17 protein-coding genes are annotated in these 20,960 nt (G+C 58.2%); 3 read left to right on the top strand and 14 right to left on the bottom strand.

The window, feature by feature from the left end; translation table 11 throughout:
- Positions 1 to 24: 24 nt before the first annotated feature.
- The 6 genes from HY795_01975 to HY795_01950 all read right to left on the bottom strand — a co-directional run bounded on the left by HY795_01975 (position 25) and on the right by HY795_01950 (position 6,067).
- Positions 25 to 2,418 carry a Smr/MutS family protein gene (locus HY795_01975; protein ID MBI4803984.1) on the bottom strand — a complete coding sequence of 798 codons (2,394 nt, stop codon included), beginning with the start codon at positions 2,416 to 2,418 and terminating at the stop codon, positions 25 to 27.
- Positions 2,419 to 2,540: 122 nt separating this feature from the next.
- Complete coding sequence (locus HY795_01970; protein ID MBI4803983.1) at positions 2,541 to 2,987, bottom strand: GatB/YqeY domain-containing protein; 447 nt, start codon at positions 2,985 to 2,987, stop codon at positions 2,541 to 2,543.
- Positions 2,987 to 3,187, bottom strand: coding sequence for a 30S ribosomal protein S21 (locus tag HY795_01965; protein ID MBI4803982.1), 201 nt, complete (start codon positions 3,185 to 3,187; stop codon positions 2,987 to 2,989). The genes HY795_01970 and HY795_01965 overlap by 1 nt, the downstream gene beginning before the upstream one ends.
- Positions 3,188 to 3,447: 260 nt before the next feature.
- Positions 3,448 to 3,720, bottom strand: coding sequence for an HU family DNA-binding protein (locus HY795_01960; protein MBI4803981.1), 273 nt, complete (start codon positions 3,718 to 3,720; stop codon positions 3,448 to 3,450).
- Between the two features lie 251 nt (positions 3,721 to 3,971).
- Positions 3,972 to 4,757, bottom strand: coding sequence for a ribosomal RNA small subunit methyltransferase A (rsmA, locus tag HY795_01955; GenBank protein ID MBI4803980.1), 786 nt, complete (start codon positions 4,755 to 4,757; stop codon positions 3,972 to 3,974).
- On the bottom strand, positions 4,754 to 6,067 hold the full coding sequence (locus tag HY795_01950) for an O-acetylhomoserine aminocarboxypropyltransferase/cysteine synthase (protein ID MBI4803979.1): 1,314 nt from the start codon (positions 6,065 to 6,067) through the stop codon (positions 4,754 to 4,756). The genes rsmA and HY795_01950 overlap by 4 nt, the downstream gene beginning before the upstream one ends.
- Positions 6,068 to 6,168: 101 nt before the next feature.
- Between HY795_01950 and HY795_01945 the strand changes: the two genes are divergently transcribed.
- The 3 genes from HY795_01945 to arsM all read left to right on the top strand — a co-directional run bounded on the left by HY795_01945 (position 6,169) and on the right by arsM (position 9,116).
- Entirely contained in the window at positions 6,169 to 7,839 is a 1,671-nt protein-coding gene (locus tag HY795_01945; GenBank protein MBI4803978.1) for an FAD-dependent oxidoreductase, read from the top strand.
- A gap of 79 nt (positions 7,840 to 7,918) precedes the next feature.
- Complete coding sequence (locus tag HY795_01940) at positions 7,919 to 8,341, top strand: winged helix-turn-helix transcriptional regulator (GenBank protein ID MBI4803977.1); 423 nt, start codon at positions 7,919 to 7,921, stop codon at positions 8,339 to 8,341.
- On the top strand, positions 8,277 to 9,116 hold the full coding sequence (arsM, locus tag HY795_01935) for an arsenite methyltransferase (protein ID MBI4803976.1): 840 nt from the start codon (positions 8,277 to 8,279) through the stop codon (positions 9,114 to 9,116). The genes HY795_01940 and arsM overlap by 65 nt, the downstream gene beginning before the upstream one ends.
- A gap of 450 nt (positions 9,117 to 9,566) precedes the next feature.
- Here the strand turns inward: arsM and HY795_01930 are convergent, their stop codons facing one another.
- The 8 genes from HY795_01930 to HY795_01895 form a co-directional block, all read right to left on the bottom strand.
- Positions 9,567 to 9,905, bottom strand: coding sequence for a hypothetical protein (locus HY795_01930; protein ID MBI4803975.1), 339 nt, complete (start codon positions 9,903 to 9,905; stop codon positions 9,567 to 9,569).
- A gap of 339 nt (positions 9,906 to 10,244) precedes the next feature.
- Complete coding sequence (locus HY795_01925; protein ID MBI4803974.1) at positions 10,245 to 11,753, bottom strand: sigma-54-dependent Fis family transcriptional regulator; 1,509 nt, start codon at positions 11,751 to 11,753, stop codon at positions 10,245 to 10,247.
- A gap of 27 nt (positions 11,754 to 11,780) precedes the next feature.
- Positions 11,781 to 12,476, bottom strand: coding sequence for a cytosolic protein (locus HY795_01920; GenBank protein MBI4803973.1), 696 nt, complete (start codon positions 12,474 to 12,476; stop codon positions 11,781 to 11,783).
- 131 nt (positions 12,477 to 12,607) lie between these two features.
- Entirely contained in the window at positions 12,608 to 14,293 is a 1,686-nt protein-coding gene (ettA, locus tag HY795_01915) for an energy-dependent translational throttle protein EttA (GenBank protein MBI4803972.1), read from the bottom strand.
- 12 nt (positions 14,294 to 14,305) lie between these two features.
- Positions 14,306 to 15,730: a glycosyltransferase gene (locus HY795_01910; protein MBI4803971.1), complete on the bottom strand. Its 1,425-nt coding sequence runs from the start codon at positions 15,728 to 15,730 to the stop codon at positions 14,306 to 14,308.
- Entirely contained in the window at positions 15,727 to 16,671 is a 945-nt protein-coding gene (locus HY795_01905) for a GDP-mannose 4,6-dehydratase (GenBank protein ID MBI4803970.1), read from the bottom strand. Before HY795_01905 ends, HY795_01910 begins: the two co-directional genes overlap by 4 nt.
- Positions 16,668 to 17,909, bottom strand: a complete 1,242-nt coding sequence (locus tag HY795_01900) for a class I SAM-dependent methyltransferase (GenBank protein MBI4803969.1) — start codon at positions 17,907 to 17,909, stop codon at positions 16,668 to 16,670. Before HY795_01900 ends, HY795_01905 begins: the two co-directional genes overlap by 4 nt.
- 18 nt (positions 17,910 to 17,927) lie before the next feature.
- Positions 17,928 to 20,960: a glycosyltransferase family 39 protein gene (locus tag HY795_01895; GenBank protein ID MBI4803968.1), complete on the bottom strand. Its 3,033-nt coding sequence runs from the start codon at positions 20,958 to 20,960 to the stop codon at positions 17,928 to 17,930.

Genomic DNA, 20,960 nt, shown 5'->3' with positions numbered 1-20,960 from the left:
AGGGCAAGCCCGGCCGCCACTTTTTTATTTCAATTCCACCATGGTCATGCCGTCTCCGCCCCGCTCTTCCGATGCCAAAGCAAAGGATGCCACGGCGGGAAACTCCTTGAGAAACGCGTGAACCTCGCGCCTGAGCGCCCCGGTACCGCGTCCATGAACGATTTCCAGGCCGCCCGCCCCGCGCAGGATGGCCTTGTCCAAAAAGGCGGAAAGCTCGGAAAGGGCAACATCGGCACGCATACCCCGCAGGTCGAGCACCATGGTCGGACCGGAGGGTTCCCCTTTTCCAGAAGAAGAATCCTTCGCCTGGCCATGAAAGGAGCCTGGAGAGACAGTACCGCCCGACTTGCCTGTGGCTCCGGCTCGAGCCGGGCCTGCGGCTCCAGTTCCCGTCCGGGCCTGCTCCGGGGCGAGGGCAACGTCCTCGAACGCTGCCCAGAGGCTCACGCCGCCCATGTCCACCTTCAGGGCCTTGCGCTTGTCGTCCAACTCCCGGACTGTCCCGGACTTGTCCCAGCCTTTGAGGCGGACCCGGTCTCCGGCTTTCACGTCCTCCCAGGCCCAGGCCTGGACGGCAGGCGCCTCATCAACCTGGGGACCCAGCTTTTCGACAGATTTGCGGGTCTCGGCCAGTTCCTTCAAGGCCTGCTTGCGGCCGATCTTCTCGGTCTCAGCCTGGCGAAGGATGGTGCGGGCCTGGGACTTGAGCTCCTCCAGCAGGATCTTGCGCTCCTTTTCGAAGCTCTCGGCCAGTTTGCGGCGCCGCTCCTCGAGCTTGAGCTTTTCCTTGGCCAGAGACTGGAGCTCGAGTTCGCGCTCCAGAGCCAGCTCGTTTAGCCTGTCGAACAGCCGGGCCGAGTCCTCCCCGCCCATGAGCAGGTACTTCTGGGCCTGGTCCAACACCTCTTCAGCCAGGCCGCAGTCGCGAGCAACGTCCAGGGCCACGGACGCCCCGACCTGGTCGTAGGCCAGGACGTAGAGGGGCTTCTTGGTCTTGGGGTCAAAGAGCATGCTGGCCGAGCGCGCCCCGGGTTTGGTCAGCCCGTAGGCCTTGAGCGCCGGAAAATGTGTGGCCGCGGCCACGAACGATCCCTTGTCCAAAAGCTTGTCCACCACGGCCTGGGCCAGAGCCGCCCCCTGGGCCGGGTCCGTGCCCGCGCCGAACTCGTCGAGCAGAACCAGCGAGTCGCCCCCCAGGGTGTCCCAGACGCGGCTCAAATGGCTGATCTGGGCGGTAAAGGTGGAGAGATGGTCCTCCAGGCTCTGTTCGTCGCCCATGAACACGTACACGTCTTTCCAGAAGGGAAGCCTGCTCCCCTCGCGCACGGCCACGGGCATGCCGGCCAGGGCCATGACGGCCGTAAGCCCCAAGGTCTTCAGGCACACCGTCTTGCCGGCTGCGTTGGCCCCGCTGATGACCAGGGCCCGTTGCTCCGGCTTGAGAAGAATGTCCACGGGCCTGGCCTTGGCCGCATCGGCCATTGCCAGCAAGGGATGCCGGGCCGCGAAAAGTTCAACCGAGCCTTCTCCGCCAACCTCGGGTACGTGCCCGTCCAGGAGTCCGGCCAGGGCAACCTTGGCCAGGAGCACATCGGTGTCCACTGCCAGCGTGTACGCCGCGCGCAGCGCCGGCTCCTCATCGCGAGCCAGGCCGGTGAGAAACTTGAGGACTTTCTGTTCCTCCTCCCGTTCCTCGCGCTTGAGTTCCTGGAGGCGATTGTTCACATCCACCAAAAACATGGGCTCCACATAGCAGGTCTCCCCGGTCTGGGAGTAGTCGTGGATGATGCCCTGGATGCGCCCCTTGAAATTGGACTTGAGCGGCAGGACGTAGCGGTCGGACGAGATGGTCATGTACTCGTCCTGGAGGAAGAGGGCCAACCCCTCCTTGGAAACGAAATCCTTGACCTGGGATGAGCAGCGCTGATGGATGCGCCGTATTTCCTGGCGCACCGAAAAGAGCTCCGGGCTCGATTCGTCACGCAGTCCGCCGTCCTTGGCCAGGCACCGTTTCAGCGCCGGGAAAAGCTTCTGGGGCCAGATGCAGCCTAGAACGGTCTCGGCCAGAAGCGGCCAGCGCTCAAACCCGCTGCCGGAATCAAAATGATCGCGCAGGGCCCGGCACGCCTCAAGCACTTCGCGCACAGCCCAGAACCCGTCCGCATCCAGGGTGCGATGAGCCTGGGCGAGATATCGGAACACCCCATCAAGCTCAGGAAAGGCCTGGATGCGAAGCCCCGTGTCGGAAACGCAGAACACGGCCTGGCGCAGTAAATCCTGGGCCATGGCCAGTTCAGCAGGGCTTTCCAGGGGAGCGAGGGCACGGCACGCCTGCACGCCGGGCTCCGAAACCGCGAGTTTCGAAAACAGGGCAAGGACTTTTGTGAATTCCAGTTGGTGCAGGGCGCGGGATTCCATAGCCGAAGGTTACCATCCGGAAGCGGAAAGGCGCGAACGCGTCTTTCCGGGGGGAAATATTGTGGTCATGCGGAGGCGCTGAACCGGTCGTAGCCTTCGGCTGTCAAACGGCACAGGAAGGCCTAGGCGGTAAGGCGGGCTTTAACGATTTCGTTGACGGCTTTGCCGTCTATGCGGCCTTTATGCTTGGCCATTACCGCCTGCATCACCTTCCCCATCTCCCTGGCGGAAGTCGCGCCGGTTTCGGCAATGGCCGCTTCCACGGCAGCGACCGTTTCCTCGGCGGAGAGCTGAACCGGCAGATAGGCCTTGAGCACGACCATCTCGGCGGCTTCGCGCTCGGCCATTTCCGTGCGTCCGGCCTGGCTGAACTGGTCGATGGATTCTTGGCGCTGCTTGACCTGGCGGGCGATAACCTCAAGCATCTCCTCGTCGCTGAGAGGGCGCAAGAGTTCCACCTGGCGGTTTTTAGCGGCCGTCTTGAGCATCCTCAAGACGGCCACCCGAACCTCTTCCTTGGCTTTGTAGGCAGCCAGAAAGTCTTTTTCGATTTGTTCTTGAAGGGTCATTACATTTGGTTGATCTTGCGCATCTTCTTGAGCAGACGCTTGCGGGCGGCGGCCTTCTTCTTCTTGCGCATGACGCTCGGCTTCTCGTAGTGCTGACGCTTTTTCAGCTCGGAGAGAACGCCGGCCTTTTCCACCTGCTTCTTGAAACGGCGCAGGGAGATGTCGAAGTTATCGGATTCTTCAAGGTAAACACCGGGCAAAGAGATCACCTCCCCTTCTGGTCCGGCCTGAAGCCGGACGCCCGAAAAGTATTCTTAGCGTAAAGAACGTTTAGTTAACCTCACTCGACGCAAGGTTCAAGCATTATTTTCGCCACAGAGCGCAAAAAGGCCACCCGGCCTTACAGCCGGATGGCCTCTTGAAAATCCTGCTCCACAGCGCGCCGGCAGCTGCCAAGCGTCGCCATGGGAACAGAGGAGGAGTAGCCGCCGGCGAATACCGGCGAAGCCCGCCTCTAAAACTACTTCACTGCGTCTTTCAGCAGCTTGCCGGGGCGGAATTTCACCACCTTGGAGGCAGGAATCTTGATCTCGGCGCCGGTGCGGGGATTGCGGCCGGTGCGAGCCTGGCGCTCTTCCACAAGGAAGGTGCCGAAGCCAGTCAGGGTCAGTTTGCCATCAGCGACCAGAGTGGCCTCAACAGCCTCCAGGAAGGCGTTCAGGGCGCGTTCGGCGTTGGCCTTGGTGATACCGGCCTTCTCAGCAATTTTGACAACCAGATCAGCCTTCGTCATCGGTCCTCTCCTCCTCGGGTTCTGTTGCGATACGCCCAAAGCGTACCGGGACTTACGTGTTCAATACAGTCTATGCAACTACAGCATCCGGAGCTGACTCGCCCAGGCTTCCCCAGGCCGTCCACTTCGCGGAAGACGGGTCAGGCTTATAGCAATCACGGATCAATGTCTAGCGGGAATGCCCAGTATTTGTGGCCTCCGAGGTTTTTTTCATTCCAGACCCGGAAAGAATGAAACTTTGTTAATAAATATCAATTCAAATATTTCAGCAGGTTATACATTTGAACAGGACTCAGCTCTTCCGGACGGCTCAAATGGCTTAAATGTTCACTTTCCAGGAATATTTTTGCCCTCTCGTTCAAATCCGATCCGAGAATCCTTCCAAGCTGTTTGCGGCGCATGCCGAAAAGGCGCTTTATGAGCCCCGAAAATCGCTCCGGATGGGCCGGCCGATCAGACATGGGCCTTGGCGTAAAGGCAACCACCGCCGATTCCACCTTCGGTTTGGGAAAGAATACGCCAGGAGCCACCTTGAAGAGCTTTTCGGCAACCACGTGGCTTTGTAGCCAAACGGACAAGCCCCCATAGTCCTTCGTGCGCGGCTTGCCCACGATGCGCTCGGCCACCTCGAGCTGCACCATGAATACGGCCCGGGAAAAACCGGGGCAACGCCACACCAGATCCCACATGATTGGTGAGGCCACGTTGTAGGGAAGGTTGCCCACCACTCTCACAGGTGCGACCCTGCCCAGCCGTTCCCAGGCAAAGGCCAGTGCATCCGCGTTCACCACCTGGAGACCAGGCCAGCTTCGGGCGAGTTCCGGAGCGAGACTGGAATCCTTTTCCACCGCAATAACCCGCGCGGCTTGAGACCCCATCAGAAAACCCGTAAGCGCCCCTCGACCAGGCCCGATCTCAACGACCGTGTCCCCGGGTTCAATGCGAAGCGCTTCCACGATCTTGCGCGCCACGTTGGGGTCGTTCAAGAAATTCTGGCCAAGACTGCGTTTGGGCCTTCCTGTAAAATCCCCTCTCACGCCTGGCTCGCGGCCAGGGCCTGTTCCAGGTCCTCAATGATGTCTTCAGCGGACTCCAGCCCCACCGATATTCGCACCAGATCGGGAGTGACGCCCGCATCGAGCTGCTCCTGGGGTGTCAGTTGCGAGTGGGTGGTGGATGCGGGGTGGATCACCAGGGTCTTGGCGTCCAGTATGTTGGCCAAGTGGGAGCACAGTTTCACCGAATCGATGAATTTGCGGCCAGCGGCCAGCCCGCCCTTGATGCCGAACCCGAACACCGCGCCAGGCCCGTTAGGGAAGTAACGCCCTGCCCGGTCATGGTCGGGATGTCCGGGAAGAGCCGCATAATTGACAAAGCTCACAGCCGAGTGGGTGCTCAGGAACATGGCTATTTTCCTGGCGTTCTCGCAATGGGCCCTGGCCCGGAGCGGCAATGTTTCGACACCTTGGAGGATGAGAAAGGCATTCAGTGGAGCCAGGCAGGCGCCGGTATCACGCAGAAGGCCGCACCGGACCTTGAGCAGGTAGGCCATGCACTTGAGCTGGTCTTCCTCCAAGCCGCAGAAACTCTTGTAGAAGTTGACTCCATGATAGGTGGGGTCGGGTTCCGTTATCTCCGGGTATTTGCCGGACGCGGCCCAGTCGAAGCTGCCTTTTTCCACGATGGCGCCGCCGATGGAATTCCCATGCCCTCCGATGATCTTGGTGAGCGAATACACGCAGATGTCCGCCCCGAAATCAAAGGGGTTGAATATCGGCGGAGGGGATACGGTGTTATCGACAACAAGGGGCAGCCCATGGTCGTGGGCCACCTTGGCGATGGCCTCAAAATCGTCCACGTTGCAGCGGGGATTGCCGATGGATTCAATAAATATGAGCCGGGTATTGGCATCAATTGCCGCTGCGAAATTCTCCGGATCCGCGGACTCCACGAACCGGACCTCAATGCCGAATCGCTTCAGGGTGTGCGCGAACAAAGTGACCGTCCCGCCGTACAAATTGGAACCGGAGACGATGTTCTGCCCGGCCTGGGTGATGGCGGCCACGGCATAGAATATGGCGGACATGCCCGAGGCCACAACCAGCCCGGCTGTGCCGCCGTGCATGGCGGCGAGGCGGTTCTCGAGCACCTCGTTGGTTGGGTTCATGATGCGCGAGTAGATGTAGCCCGGCTCCTTCAGGGCGAAAAGGTTGGCTGCGTGATCGGAGTCACGGAAGGTGTATGACGTGGTCTGATAGATTGGCACGGCTCTGGCCCTGGTCTGAGAGTCCGGGATCTGGCCGGCGTGCAGCGCCAAGGTTTCAATTCCTATTTTTTTCGGGCTCATAAATGGCTCCTTGCTGAGTCTCCCGTATTCTCTAGCCCTGTGAAGCGAAAAAGAAAAGGGAGTTGAATTCTTTCCGGCAACCGGTGTAATGTGTACATTCCATGGGCTTTTTCAATACACTCTTTTCATCAAGCAAGAAGAAGGCATCCGACATGAACGACGAAGCCGTGCAGCACCAGTGGTATCTGCCTGAAAAAAGCCGGGAGCAGTTGAAGACCCTGTTCAAGGAACTCGTGCACCCTGTGAACCTGCACCTCTTCACCTTGGCCGGGACCAACGACCTCTTCAACGAATTCCTGCTTCGATTCGCCGCGGACCTGGCCCATGTGTCCGACAAAATACTGATACACCAACACACCGTGGGAGACGAGAAAGCCCGGGAATGGAAGGTGACCCATTCACCAACCGTGCTCGTTGAGCCCGAACGCTACCAGATACGCTTCGTCGGGGCTCCAATGGGGGAGGAAGGTCGCAGTTTTCTTGAGGCGTTGCTCTTGGCCTCCAAGCGACAGTCCGGATTATCGGAGGAGTCCAAATCCCTTCTGAAGGAGCTCACTGAGGAACGCACCGTCAAGGTGTTCGTAAGTCCGACCTGCCCCTACTGCCCCGCCCAGGCGGTTAACGCTTTCCGGTGCGCCGTGGAGCGCCCAGGCACGGTGCAGGCCTGGTGCGTTGAGATCGGCCAGATGCCCGATCTGGCCGAACGCTACGGGGTAGGCAGTGTTCCCCACACGGTGATCAACGAAAAGCTCTCCGTTCTGGGGCTCGAACAGGAACTGCGTTTCGTGGCCGAACTCGTCAGCCTGAAGGACGCGCAATCGCTCTTGAGCGCTCCAAGGCACAAACCCGGGGAAACCGCCGAAGTGGACTGTCTGATACTTGGCGCCGGGCCTGCCGGACTGACCGCGGGAATCTACGCGGGCAGGGCCGGACTGAAAACCATCATCCTGGAGCGCGAAACCATCGGCGGCCAGGTGGCGCTCACCCCGGTGGTGGAGAATTATCCCGGATTCGCCAACATTCCAGGCATTGCCCTCATGGAGGTCATGGCGGCCCAGGCCAGGCAATACTGCGAGATCATACAGGAAGAGGCGCAGCGGGTCAGCGCCGGGCCGGGGGGGGTGACGGCCGAAACCTCGACCCTCAAAATCAAGGCCAAGGCCCTGCTCATCGCCACCGGCGCGAAATGGAAAAAACTGGAGGTGCCAGGCGAGGTCGAGTACTTCGGCCACGGGGTCAACTATTGCGCCACCTGCGACGGCTACCTCTACAAAGGCCGCAAGGTCCTGGTGGTGGGTGGCGGAAATACGGCCCTCACCGATGCGTTGTACCTCAAGAACCTCGGCGTGGACGTGAGCATCGTTCATAGGCGCGAAGAATTCAGGGCCGAACGCTATCTGGTGGATTCCGTGAAGCGCGAATCCATCCCCCTGCACTTGAACTGCACTGTCGAAGCCATTCTGGGCGACGTGAAGGTGAACGCCGTCACCATCAAGGATGTAACAACGGGCAAGTCCGACCAAGTCAAGACCGACGGGGTGTTCGTGGCAATCGGGGAGACCCCGAATTCTGAGGTGGCAGCGCGGCTGGGGTGCCGGCTCAACCAGGACGGCAACGTGGAGGTGGATGCGCGCATGCGCACCAACGTGCCCAGGGTGTACGCTGCTGGAGACGTCACCGGCGGGGTGCGCCAGATCATCACCGCGGTGGGCCAAGGGGGCACCGCAGCGCTTTCAATCTTCGAGGACTTGCAAAAGAAAACTCACGGATAATCGAACAGTTAAAGAGAACATGAAAATTAATCCCTCAAAAACACTTGCACATTTGCGCAATGATGCAAATAATGTCTCCATGAACGGCACCGAATTCCTCGGCCAATGCACCGGAGAACTCTCCAGGCTGGCAAGCCCGGACCTCTTCAAAATCCTGAGCGACCCCACCCGGTTGGCCGTCCTGATCAGACTGGCCGCCTCGCCCTCGCCGCTTACAGTCAGCGAGGCGTCGCAGTGCTGTGGGGTACACCTTTCGGGCGTCTCCAGACACCTGAAGGCGCTCAAGGATGCCGGGTTGGCGGAAGCGGCCAAGCACGGCCGGGAAGTGGTGTACCGTCCGCGCCTCTCAGAACTCGTGGCCACGCTGCGAGGCATGGCGGACGCCATCGAAAGCTTTGCGCTTTCCGGGGAATGCTGCCGGCTACAAGGAGAAAACCATGAAGGGACACAATGTCCGCCGGGAGGTAGCCCTGGCGTACGGCAAGGCGATCACCTCGGCTAAAAATGCAAACACATGCGGATGCGGCGCCTCAAGCGGCTGCTGCTCCGGTTCAAGCAGCCCCGGCCAGTTGGCGAGCATCGCCGGATACGGCCCGGAACGCGAACTCTATAAGGATGCCGCCTCGACTTCTTTCGGTTGCGGAGCCCCTCTGGCCTTTGCTGGAGTGCAGCCTGGCCAGACGGTGCTGGACCTCGGATCAGGAGCGGGATTCGACCTGCTCATCGCTTCCGATATCGTCGGTCCAAGCGGTCTGGTCATCGGGGTAGACATGACGGACGAGATGCTCGCCACAGCGTCCGCAAACGTCAAAAACTCCGGGAAGGCCAATATCGACCTGCGCCGGGGTATTATCGAGGAACTGCCGGTGGCGGACTCCAGCGTGGACTGGGTCATCTCCAACTGCGTCATCAACCTCTCTCCGGACAAACCCGCAGTGTTCCGGGAGATCTTCCGGGTTCTCAAACCAGGAGGACGGTTCAGCATTTCCGACATCGTGGCTCAAAATATCCCAGACGATGTGCGTGAAAGTGCACAGGCTTACGCCGCATGCGTGGCTGGAGCGCTCTCCGAAACGCAGTATCTGGATGGTCTCAAAGAAGCGGGGTTCATACAGACGGATGTTGTGGAACGTCTCATCTATACGGCGGAGCAAATGCGGGCCATGCTTGGCGGCATTCTGCCTGAGACAGCCCCTGCAGGAGTTGGACGGGACGTATTAGACGAGCTGGCAGGCAATGTTTGGAGCGCGAAGTTCACTGGCACAAAGCCGGAATAAGACCCTCTAGTGCATTTCACGGGTCTCCGGCCGGACCGGCCGGAGACCTGTGCATGCAACTCTTCGCCAATGTGTTCCAGGCATCCCATGATGTACGAATGCCTGATGACCACACATACTTTAACAGTGCATCCTGCTTTTCAAACTAGCAATGGCCTCGCCCGCGCAGACCGCCATAAGCAGGCCCAGGCAAACCGGCACGGCAAGACCAGTCCAGATTCTTTCAAGTACTTGTTCCATTAGGGTTTCCTCCAGAACCGGAAAAAAACTCCCGGTTCATCGCAGCTTAAACCGTCGTTGCTGCTTCGTTTGCCACATCCGCAGTTTTCGCGAAAACGCTGTCACAGCTGTGGAATGCTTCTGCGGGCTCAATCTTAAGACGTATCAGTTTGAACCATTACGACTCGAAAACGCCGCTTCTCTACCATATCCAAACGAATCCCTTGCCCGCTATTTGGAAATAGTGGTGGATTTCTCCCAGCTTTTTGATTTTCCCTTGGGCCCGGTGACGGTTTTATCCTTGTTCCAGGTGTTGGTGGAGCTGTCCCAGGTGCCTGTCGCGTCCTTGGAAACGGACTTGTCGTTGGGGCCGGTGGTCGTGGACGACCTGTTATAGCCCGATCCGGTCTTGTTCGCCTCCACATCCTGTGTGACCGACTTTCCGCCGGAGCCTGTGGCCGTGGATTTTCGTTTGTAGGCCTGAGCATCGCCAGCCAGACCTCCCAGAACCAAAGCAGCCGTCAGGATGAAAGCCGGCAGGACGTACAGCGCGCGGATGATACGGGGCATGTTTTCTCCTTGTGAGCTCTCTCAACGAGTGAACCAAGACAACCGTGGTCAAACCACGAACGCCACCTTTGTCCGTAACCGCAATGACCGACATCCGGAATCTTCAATGACTTATCATATGTCGTAACGAGCCATTCCCTGGTTACACAGAAATTGGCTGGCATGTAAAACTCAAAAAAAGTTTGGCACACTCAAGATTATTTCTAACCAAGCACACCATTTGGGCGTTACCTAGATAGAGGGAAAGGCGGGCGCGAAGATCGATCCTTAAAGCGTTCCTGAGTCATCCACAGGACACATGCTGAAACAACAGTCACCAAAGCGCGAAACCGGACCGGCCTAGGCCTTGGAGATGCCGAGCTTCTTCAGGCGGGAATCGAATGTGGACCTGTTCACCCCCGCCTGTTTGGCGGCCTTGGTGATGTTCCACCTGTACTTCTCAAGTATCTCCAGCGTATAGGCTCGCTCCACTTCATCCCAGGTCAACTCCGACAGCGTAAAACCGCGACGTTCCCCCAACTCCTCGGGCGAGACGTGGCTCTCACTGCCAACGATGTGGACCGGCAGATCGCGCTCTTCGATAACATCGCCTTCGGTAACCGTCAGGATGTACTTCACCAGGTTTTCCATCTCCCTGATGTTCCCCCTCCAGGCATATTCTCCCAATCTGCGTCGGGCAGGAGCGGAAAGGCGCTTGGGGGAAACGCCCAGGCGCACGCATTCGCGTTTTATGAAATAATCAAGCAGTTCCCCGATGTCCTCGGGACGTTCGCGAAGTGGTGGAAGGTGCAGGGGAAGCACATTCAAACGGTAGAAAAGGTCCTCGCGAAATTCTCCGTCCGAAATGGCCGTAGCGAGATCCTTGTTGGTCGCCGAGATGATGCGAACGTCCACTGTGCGTGCGGCGGCTCCCCCCAGGGGCTTGACCTCGCTGTTCTGGATAAGGCGCAGGATCTTCGCTTGCAGGGACGGTGCCATGTCCCCAATCTCATCCAAGAACACCGTGCCGCCTTCGGCCGACTCGAACAGGCCGGTCTTGTCGCGATCCGCCCCGGTGAAGGCGCCCCTTTTGTAGCCGAAGAGCTCGCTCTCAAGCAGGGTTTCCGGAATGGCCGAGCAGTTCTGCACGAAGAACGGCTTGTCCCTGCGAGTACTTGCCTGGTGGATGGCCTGGGCGAAAAGCTCCTTGCCCGTGCCTGATTCGCCGGTGATAAGCACCGGAAAATCCGTGCGTGCAAAGGCCTGAACTTTTTTCATGGCCTCGCACACGGCGGGCGACTGCCCCACGACCGGCGGCTGCCCCCGGAAGCGATCCAGCGCGTTTTTCAAACCGCGGCATTCGCGTTCCTTGCTGTCAAAAGCCAGGGCCTGTCCCAAAGCGATGGCCCCAACCGACACGAAGTGTTGCAGCAGATCCAGGTAGTCCTTACGGAGATTGAGCCGGCTTCCCATGGCCGCGGTGTCGATGAGTTCCACCGCGCCGTAGACCTCGCCGTCGCGCAGCACCAAAGGATAACAGAGGATAAGGGTGCTCTTGGACGCCAGGCCGCTTTCCAGCTCCTTGAAGTGGCGAGGATCTTTGGAGGGCTCGGCTATGGTCATGCGCGCGTTGTCGATCACCCAGCCGACCACGCTCGGCTTGTCCGCCGGGATTTCGATGCCCAGAACCTGTTCGCTCTGCTCCCCGGCCGCTTCGATGCAGGTGATCACCTTGCCGCGTTTGACCCACAGGGAACCGCGCTCCACGTTCTGGATGGCCAGCAGGCCGCCCAAAAAACGCCGCTGGAAGGATTTCGAATCGAGATCGTCAAAGATTGAGCGGGTGAATTCCAAGACTTTGTCGAGCATCTGCCCCTCCCGAACGGATGGGAATATCTAATCATTTTCCAGGGTGAAACGCCAGAAGCAGAAATCACCGTCCGGCAGCGGGTCCGGGGGGCAGGCAATGCAGGTGGTTGTGAACCGTGAATCCAGAGTCCGGGCGAAACCTGTGAATTCAGCCACTCCGGCGGACTTGCACGGATAATCCGCAAGACCTTTGCGACGGCGCGCGGCTTGTACCCGGCATGCCGTGTAGCGAAGCGTCAGCGCCGCCTGTTCCCGCAGGATTTCAACCTCGTTGATGCGGCTGCTGAACCTATGTCTCAAGGCTTTCTCCAAGGCATCGAACCCACCGTTTGCGGGCAACCCGAGCACGGCCTTGATGCGCGACGCCTCAAGGGGAGCAAACGCGGTCCAGCAGGCATCGTTGATCCGCTTGGCTCCGTCCATTCCGGCAAATCCCTCCACAGCCTGGAACCACACTCCATCCAGGCCGAGCCAGAGTTTTCCCAGGGTATCGAGAAGCCCCAGAAGCTCCTGTCGCGACCGACCAAGAAAGGGATTGGTACCATCGGAGAATCGCTTCAGGGCCAGGGACAAGGCCTGACCGCCCGCCTTTTCTTCTGCTTCCAGGGCTTTTTCCAGGCCCTGCTGCTTTATGGTCTCGGCGAACCAGAGACCGTAATGCACGGCCATGAGCCGCATGGATTCCAAAACGGACTCGGCCAGAACCGCTTCATCGTCATCCATGTTTTCTCCTTCGTTTCCGAAGTGCAAAAAAGTATCGCGTCCAGGTCGGTCGTTCCGGCCTTGGACGCGATGCGAAAAGCCGGTCCCGAAAAGACATCCCTTCGGGCAAGGCTTGGGCAGGGCCAGACGACCTAGGCCCTGGCGAACTTCCTGTATTTTATCCTGTGGGGCTGGTCGGCTTCCTTGCCCAGGCGTTCCTTCCGGTCCGCCTCATATTCCGAGTAGTTGCCGTCGAACCACACGGCCTTGGAGTCTCCTTCAAAGGCCAGGATGTGCGTGGCCACGCGGTCCAGGAACCAGCGGTCGTGGCTTATTATCAGGGCACAACCCGCGAAGTTAAGCAGAGCGTCCTCCAGGGCGCGCATGGTGTTCACGTCCAGGTCGTTGGTGGGTTCGTCCAGGAGGATCACGTTTGCCCCGCTTTTGAGCATCCTGGCCAGGAACACGCGGTTGCGTTCTCCGCCCGAAAGCAGGCCCACCTTCTTCTGCTGATCCGTGCCGGTCAGGCCGAAACGGGCCACATAGGCCCGGGAGTTCACCTCACGCCTGCCCAGAGGGATGGTGTCCTTGCCCTCGCTTATTGCCTCCCACACGCTCATGTCTTCCTTCAGTGCCTCGCGGGACTGGTCCACATGGGCCAGAACCACGGTGTCGCCCAGCTTGATCTCGCCGCAATCGGGCTTGTCGGTCCCGGTGATCATGCGAAACAGGGTGGTTTTGCCCGCGCCGTTAGGGCCTATGATACCCACGATGGCTCCGGGGGGAATGAGGAGGTTCAAGTCCTCCACCAGCATGTTGTCGCCGAAAGCCTTGCACACGCCCACGGCCTCGATGACCTTGTTGCCCAGGCGCGGTCCGGGCGGAATGAAGATTTCCAGATCCTTTGACACCTTGTCGGTATCCTGGGACGCCAGGGCCTCATAGGCGCTGATACGGGCTTTGCTCTTGGCGTGGCGGCCGCGAGGGCTCATGCGGATCCACTCGAGTTCGCGCTCGAGGGTCTTCTGGCGCTCCATCTCGCTCTTTTCCTCGTTTTTCAAGCGCTCCTGCTTCTGTTCAAGCCACGAGGAATAATTGCCCTTCCAGGGGATACCACGGCCCCGGTCGAGTTCGAGAATCCAGCCAGCCACGTTGTCCAGGAAGTACCGGTCGTGGGTGACGGCGATGATGGTGCCGGGGTAGGTGGCCAGGTGGTGCTCCAGCCAGGCCACTGTCTCGGCGTCCAGGTGGTTGGTGGGTTCGTCCAGGAGCAGAATATCAGGCGCCTTGAGGAGCAGGCGGCACAAGGCCACCCGGCGTTTCTCGCCGCCTGAGATGACCTTGACCGGCGTGTCCGGCGCCGGGCAGCGCAAGGCGTCCATGGCCATCTCGAGGCGGGAATCGATGTCCCAGGCACCCGCCGCATCGAGCTTCTCCTGTACCTGCCCCTGGCGCTCGATCAGGGCGTTCATCTCGTCGTCGTCCATGGGCTCGGCGAACTTGGCGTTTATTTCCTCGAATTCGCGGACCAGGGCCATGGTCTCGGCCACGCCCTCTTCCACTATTTCGCGTACGGTCTTGGTCTCGTCGAGCTGGGGTTCCTGCTCCAAAAAGCCGATGGTGTGGCCCGGAGCAAGCACGGTCTCGCCCTGGAAATCCTTGTCCACGCCCGCAAGAATGCGCAGAAGCGTGGACTTGCCCGAGCCGTTCATACCGATGACGCCGATCTTGGCCCCGTAAAAATACGAAAGCGAGATGTTTTGCAAAATGGGTTTCTTGTCGTGAAACTTGGAAACCCGGATCATGGAGTAGATTATTTTATTTGGTTCGTTGCTCATACACAGGCCTTTTTATATTTTAGTCCCCACTATCAGAGCCTGGACAAACAAGTCTCGGGGGCCAAATGTGTATCGTTCCAACTTGAACTTGGCACTTTCCAGTAGGGAGCGGGCGTGAGCTTTGTCATATATCAGGGTGATTTCATCAGGATGGAGCTTGGAAGTTTTCCCCAGGATCCAACGCATCACGAAATGAATGACCCTTATTACCTGGACACTAGTGGCGCGGGCGTGGGGCCAGAAGAACACTACCTTGCCGCCCGGTTTTAACACCCGATGGAACTCCTCAAGCAGGATTTGGATCTGCTTCTCGTCAAAATGCTCCATCACCCCCAAATTGAATACGCCGTCGAAACTTCCGGATGCGAAGGGCAGCTTGAAGAGGTCAGCCTGCTCCAGGCGATGGACTGCCGGATTATTCCGTCCATAGAGTTCCAAAGCCTCCATGGATATGTCCACAGCAGTGACGTTAAATCGCTCATGCAGGTCCACATCAGCCTGTCCAGATCCGCAGCCTGCGTGCAGAAGCTTCGCATGCGGCTCAAAGTTATCGAAGATCGCGCGGCGAACGTTCAACCGGATGAAAAGTTTGCGGTAAACAGCTGCTACCACTTCATAAGCCAAGGCCCCGGCACTTTGCTTCTTGGCCCAATACGCGTCCCAATCCGTTGCTGGAGAATCGCCGAGCAAGGAATCCGCCGGCCTTCCCTGCCGAAACCGCTCGGGATGGGCCAAGTTTTCCAAACACAAACGCACTAGATACATACCGCCGCGAATCGCTTCACGTGTTGAAAGCTTTGAGCTACCATAGGTACGAGCGGGAAGCACAATTGGTATCTCTTTGATGGAAAGGCCGTTTCGAACCAGAACGAACAGGCTTTCGTAAAAAAAAGAATAGCTCCTCGACACAACCAATTCGAAGATGTCCCTCTTGATCCTGCGCAAGTTATAAGCACGAAAGGCCCCGCTCGCATCCTGTGGGAGCCCTAGCAAAGTGGATGTCAGGAAATGTCCGAAAAGGGTGAGACAACGCCGGCTCAGATTCCATCCCGGGAGACTGCCTCGTTGCATATAGCGTGACCCCAGGGCCACGTCATACCCTTCAAGAGCCACCAGCATGCGAGGGATATCTTTGGGATCATGCGTGAAATCGCAATCAAGAGTAATCAGCACGTCATAATCACCTTCGTAGGCGTGCCTGATGCCTTCTTGGTGGGCGGACCCTATCCCCATTTTACCGGAGCGGTGGATCACGGACATACTGGGTATCTGCTCGGCCAGACTATCCAGCAGTACCCCTGTACCGTCCGGGGAATTATCGTCTAAGAAAAGAATATCAGCGTCCAGCTTCAGGGCGGACAACTCCCTGGCCATCCGCTCCACATTGCCATGCTCGTTGAATGTGGGGATGAAGATGAGAATGCGGAGCGTTTTCAATTGATATTTCCTTCATGCTCAAACAGCAGTTCAATCATGCGTTTGAAACCTACAGTAGGCTTCCAACCGCACTTTTCACGGATGCGTGTGATATTGCCAACAAGCGGCTCCCGCCTGCGTATTGCGAGGCTTGCATCCTCGCGCACGTGTTTGCGCCAATCAAGACCGGCAAGCGCAAAGGTTTTCTCCACCCAATCCCGCACCCCATGGAGTTCACCCGTGGCGATGACGTAGTCACGCGGCGCATCAACCCGCAGGGTACGCCTGAAAGCATCAACAAAGTCCGGGGCGTAGCCCCAGTCCGCACGGGCGGACAGATCTGCCAGCACAAGCTCCTGCTCCAGCCCCTTTCGGATTCGCCAGGCGGTTCGCACGATCTTACGAGAGAGGAAATATTCGGGCCGCAGGTGCGATTCGTGGTTGAATAGTATTCCGGTCACAGCGAATACACCGTGGCGCTCCCGAAAAAGACTGACCGCATGCGCCCCGGCCGCTTTGCTAATGCCATAAACGCACGCTGGGCGCAGGCAGGTGTCTTCAGTTTGGGGTGTAGAGTCGGGAACCCCGTAAGCCAGGCAACTCCCGGCGTAGAAGAAACGCGCAGGCCGGGTGTTCAAACGCACTGCTTCAAGAAAGTTCACCGGCCCGGCGACGTTGATCTCCATGCTGAAGGTCCATACGGCATGAGCGTCAGCTCCCTGAGCCTGCTGAGAGGAATGGTGGAACGCTGCCAAGTAGTAAATCTCTTCCGGCTGGACGTCTCTTACCAGCGAAGCCACAGCCAATGCATCGGCCACATTCACAGGAGCCGTCTCGCTCCCGTCTGGCAGGGTCGTGGCTTGGCGGGACAGGCCCGTTACAGCGCAGCCCTCCCCTTCCAGGAGTTCACGCAAGAGCCGTCCGTCCTGCCCCCGGTCTCCAATGATGAGAACCCGCTTCATCCAGAAACGATTTCGATAACTGGCAGGGGAAAGACGAGAGTCCCGCCTGAAGCCAGAAACTCACGTTCCCGAGCCACGATGGTTTCCCTGAAGTGCCATGGGAACACAACGAAACAGTCAGGTTTCATGGCCCGAGCCTGCGTCTCAGAGATTATGGGTATACACGTACCTGGTGTGTAGGATCCAAACTTGGACTCATTGACCTCGGCGATAGCGGGCAGAAGTTCAGGCGTCAGGCCGCAATATTGCAGAATGACGTTGCCCTTGGTGGACGCCCCGTAGCCCAGTACGATCTTTCCTTGCGACTTAAGGTCCACCAGCAGGTTCTTGAGTCCCTCACGATGGGCCTCTACTCCCTTGGAAAAGGCCTCATAGAAATCCACTGTGTGTGTTCCCAGGCGTTCTTCAGCGTCGAGAAGGAACTGCACGGTTGCAGGATTGCCTGGAAGGCCGGAACCCTGGTGGGCCACTGTGACGGCGAAGCTGCCGCCGTTAATGCTGTTCAATTCCACATCCAGGATTTCAAACCCCACCCGGTCCATCATCCATTTGATCTGCTTTAGTCCGTAGTACTCCAGGTGCTCATGACAGATAGTATCGTAGGCATTAGCCTCGAGCATAAGCGGCAGATAGCTTTGCTCGAAATGCCACACTCCCTTGGGGTGCAAAATTTCCTTGATCTGGCGAACGAACCCAAGAGGATCTTCCAGATCGTAGAACATGGCAATCGAAGTGACGATCCTGGGACGCGCCTCTTGGCCGAACTCTTTGCGGAAGCGCTCAGCTGAGAAGAAGTCCACCACCAAGTTGATATCCGGCCGGTAATGGCTCCGAAATTTCTCGGCAGATGGGTCCATGCCGCAAAGGGTGGCCCCACCCTGAGGGTAGAACGCCAAGGACGTACCGTCATTGGCGCCGATGTCCAGTACGTAGTCGCCCAAGCCCACCGGGAAACGGGACTGCAACCTTTCGATCTTGACCTTAAGGTGGTCCACCATGGAGCGGTTGAGGCTGGATCGATAACCATAATTCTGGCCATACATCTCGCCTGGAATGAAGGAATGCCTAAGCTGCACCAAACCACAGTCGCCGCAGAGGACTAGGTCGAGGGGACCTTTGCTGAGAGAGGCGGCAGGGTCCTTAGGAAAGACACCCGTGAGATGCTGTTCGCCCAGACAAATGAGACTTGTGAGCCTTTTGTCGCCGCATAGACGGCAGGCCTTGATTTCGGTGTGCATGAGGGACCGTCTGGAATATTAGTTTGATCGCAATAAATGTTTGGCATCAAACATGGGCGCATCCAACAACTGGACCGCTCCATTCTGTCCGAGGGCATCCAATGTGGAACTAGGTGATGGCAGGACAACTCCCCCGGGCATGCAATCGGCTTGGATGAGTATAGGGAAATCTGTCGAGGACCACAGCTGCACCCCGTCACCGGAAAGATCGAAACGTAGGTAAATATCGTGCGGAGGTAAAGCCCATTTTTTTCCGGAGGTGCGCGGCACACGCCAGCCGTCCCACCGGCCAGAGGCATTTGACGTCAGCGAGTCCAGGCGTTTAAAAACTCGACCATCGGTGGAGATTGAGGCCTGCCAGCCATTTTTGAGCCTCCAGTCGCCGAAGACCCGCGGGTAAGCCCGAAGCGTAAGCGAAGTGAAACCGCCTGGGGCACTCAATTTGTAGATCAAATGGCATGGCTTGGCATCCACGCAAGTCAGGCAGTCCTCGTCGGTTTTCTGTTTGACACCCACCGCCTCCGCCACGCCCGGCGCGACTGGCCCGCCCTTGGCGAAGATGGGCGTCAACACCAGCCTCCCCAAGCCGGACCCATCCAATTCCACATAGGCAGGTTCTTTACCTGCCGAGGCCAGCGGAAGAACATTCCCATCCAGACTCACTGCCGCACCTGGCATCAGTCCCCAAGCTGACACAGAGCGAGTAAGACTGGTACTTGTTGATGCGTCCAGGACATACCGGCCGGGAACAGGCAAGGCAGGAACAGCAAGTGCTGGGTCGTACAGGAAATACCTGACATCACCATCTTCCAGAGTAAGCACGGGGTTGAGCCCCGGATGCCCTTCGCGGAATGCGGCCAAAGCCGCCGATCCGCCAATACGGGTCGGATCGAACGGGTCGCACTCAAGCGTTGTGAAGACGCGGAGCGGTTTGCCCATGGGGATGGAGTCCTTCACTGGCCTTCCGGCATTTACAAAACCGGGCAGTACGTTTGCCGAAGCGGGAGATGATGCCTCATAAGAGTTTGCTGACGCCAGGGCCGGGGCAACGAGGGTATTACTCATCGCATGCTCCAGTTGCGTGCGCGCCTGTGATTTTCTTGCGCTTGTACAGGCTTGGCCGGTGGCGGAGATGGTCACGGATGTGACTGAAATGGTGCCCAGGTCCTGCCCGGGGTCCATTTCAAGCCGGAGGCGGAGGCCTTCGCGACAAAGAGCCCGAGGGACATCCACCCCGCTGGTAAGTACGAGCTGCTTACCGTCGAAGTTTTGAGATGCGGCCAACTCCCTAAAGGGAAATTTGGCCAGGGATGTGAAATCGCCATCCGGTCCGGCTGCGGAAACAGTCACTGAACTATCCGGGACACCGGAAACGTCGGCCAGGAAGATCGCTGTGAAATCCACCCGTACGGACGCGACGGAAGCTCCCTCTTGAAGAGTAAAAGCCCAGGTAGCCTGCCCAGGACCGGTTAAGTCGCGAAGGATGGCTCGCCCCTTGTCCAACACGATGTTATTCAGATCGTGCAACAACCCGAAGGACAAGGGACTCGCGAATGTCTCCCTGTGGAGAAAACGCCCATTTTGGTCGAATCCTAAGACCAGGGGGGAAGTATTGACGATACCTGCAAGTGAATACTCGGCATACCCTCGCCTGCCAAGGACGATGACACTTCCCATGGCATCTAAATCCTGACGCGCACTGGGAGCCGAGACCACCCAGGCGCGCATGTACTCTCGGGAGAAATCCTGGTCAGGACGCTTGAAGACACCAGGGAGATACCAGTTTTGCACGATTTCATTCACGTCGGGGAACCACTTGGAATCGCTCCCCCAAAAGAATTGACGATCCGTGTCCCTTTTGAAAGTGGCCATGGTGTAACAGAGATCTTTCAGACGGTCGTCCTCCCGACGGTAAAAAAAGGGAAGTGCCCGGAAGTTGAAAACGTTGAGAGCTATAACCACAGCCAAAGCGGCCGTGACGCCTAGCCTAGGGCGACGCGATCGCCCGAACAGACTGCCTACAGGATGCGCTACGAACAAGATGAACACGGGCAACACTGCGATCAAGTGACGGGTGCGGACATGGAGGCCCTGTCGATTGAAACCGAGCACAAAGACCATGGTTATCACCATCCAGGCGAGCAAAATGGCCGCAGGGCACGCACGGGTTCTGAGCGCCATCCATATTCCGACCAAGGCAAGCGCCAGGAAGGGAACCGTCATCTCGGGATACCCAAGATTTTCACAGTAATAGGAGCTAAACTCTCTGAAAGTGACAGACAGCGTTTCCCACAGGGGGGGGCGTGAGCTGCCGATGATGCCCGAGAGGACAGCGTAGATGTTCTTGTAGATAGGTAGCCAGGGAAGGAAGGCAATTCCGGCAAGAACCGCAGCGGCGATGAAGGGCGTTTGGGCCATTAATGCTCGGCCGAAACCGCTACGTGCATCCTGGACGAAAAAGACCAACCACAACGCCATCTGAGTCGCCACGACAACCGTGGACATGTATGAGGTGTAGAGCATCAAGGCGGTGCAGAGTGAGTAGCCAAAAAGCGCTCCCCGGGTGCGTTCCAGAAGCCAGGCAGCGAAAAAATTCATGGCCCAGGAGGCCAGACATAGAAACAGGACATAGTTCCTTATCTGTTGACTGTACTCGATGTGGTAGACGTTTACGGCCAGAAGAAGCGCCGCCACCAAGCCAGTACTCCTTCCTAGCAATCTGCGGCCCAGGCAGTAGACGGCAGGGATGGTCAATGTTCCGGCCAGCACGCCCGTGAGTCGAGCAAGAGTGTCAGTTTTACCGAACTCAAGGAAGGCATGCACAAAAAAATAATACAAAGGCGGCTGGAATTCCTGATATGCGTCGAAGGGCTGGTGCATCAAGGTATGGATAATGGCTCCATAGTCCTTAATCGCCAGGCGTAGTGCAAAGAAATCATCCCATATTTTGAAGGATGGCCCGTCAATCCCTGTCAGGCGCAATGCAAAGGCTAAGAGGGTCACCGAAACAACGGCAATACCCCAAATGCGAGAAGAATTGTCTTGGTGCAT

The sequence above is a fragment of the Desulfovibrio sp. genome (assembly GCA_016208105.1).
GTDB lineage: Bacteria > Desulfobacterota > Desulfovibrionia > Desulfovibrionales > Desulfovibrionaceae > Fundidesulfovibrio.
The sequence above is the reverse complement of the archived record's forward strand: the minus strand, read 5'-3'. Positions and strand labels throughout refer to the sequence as shown.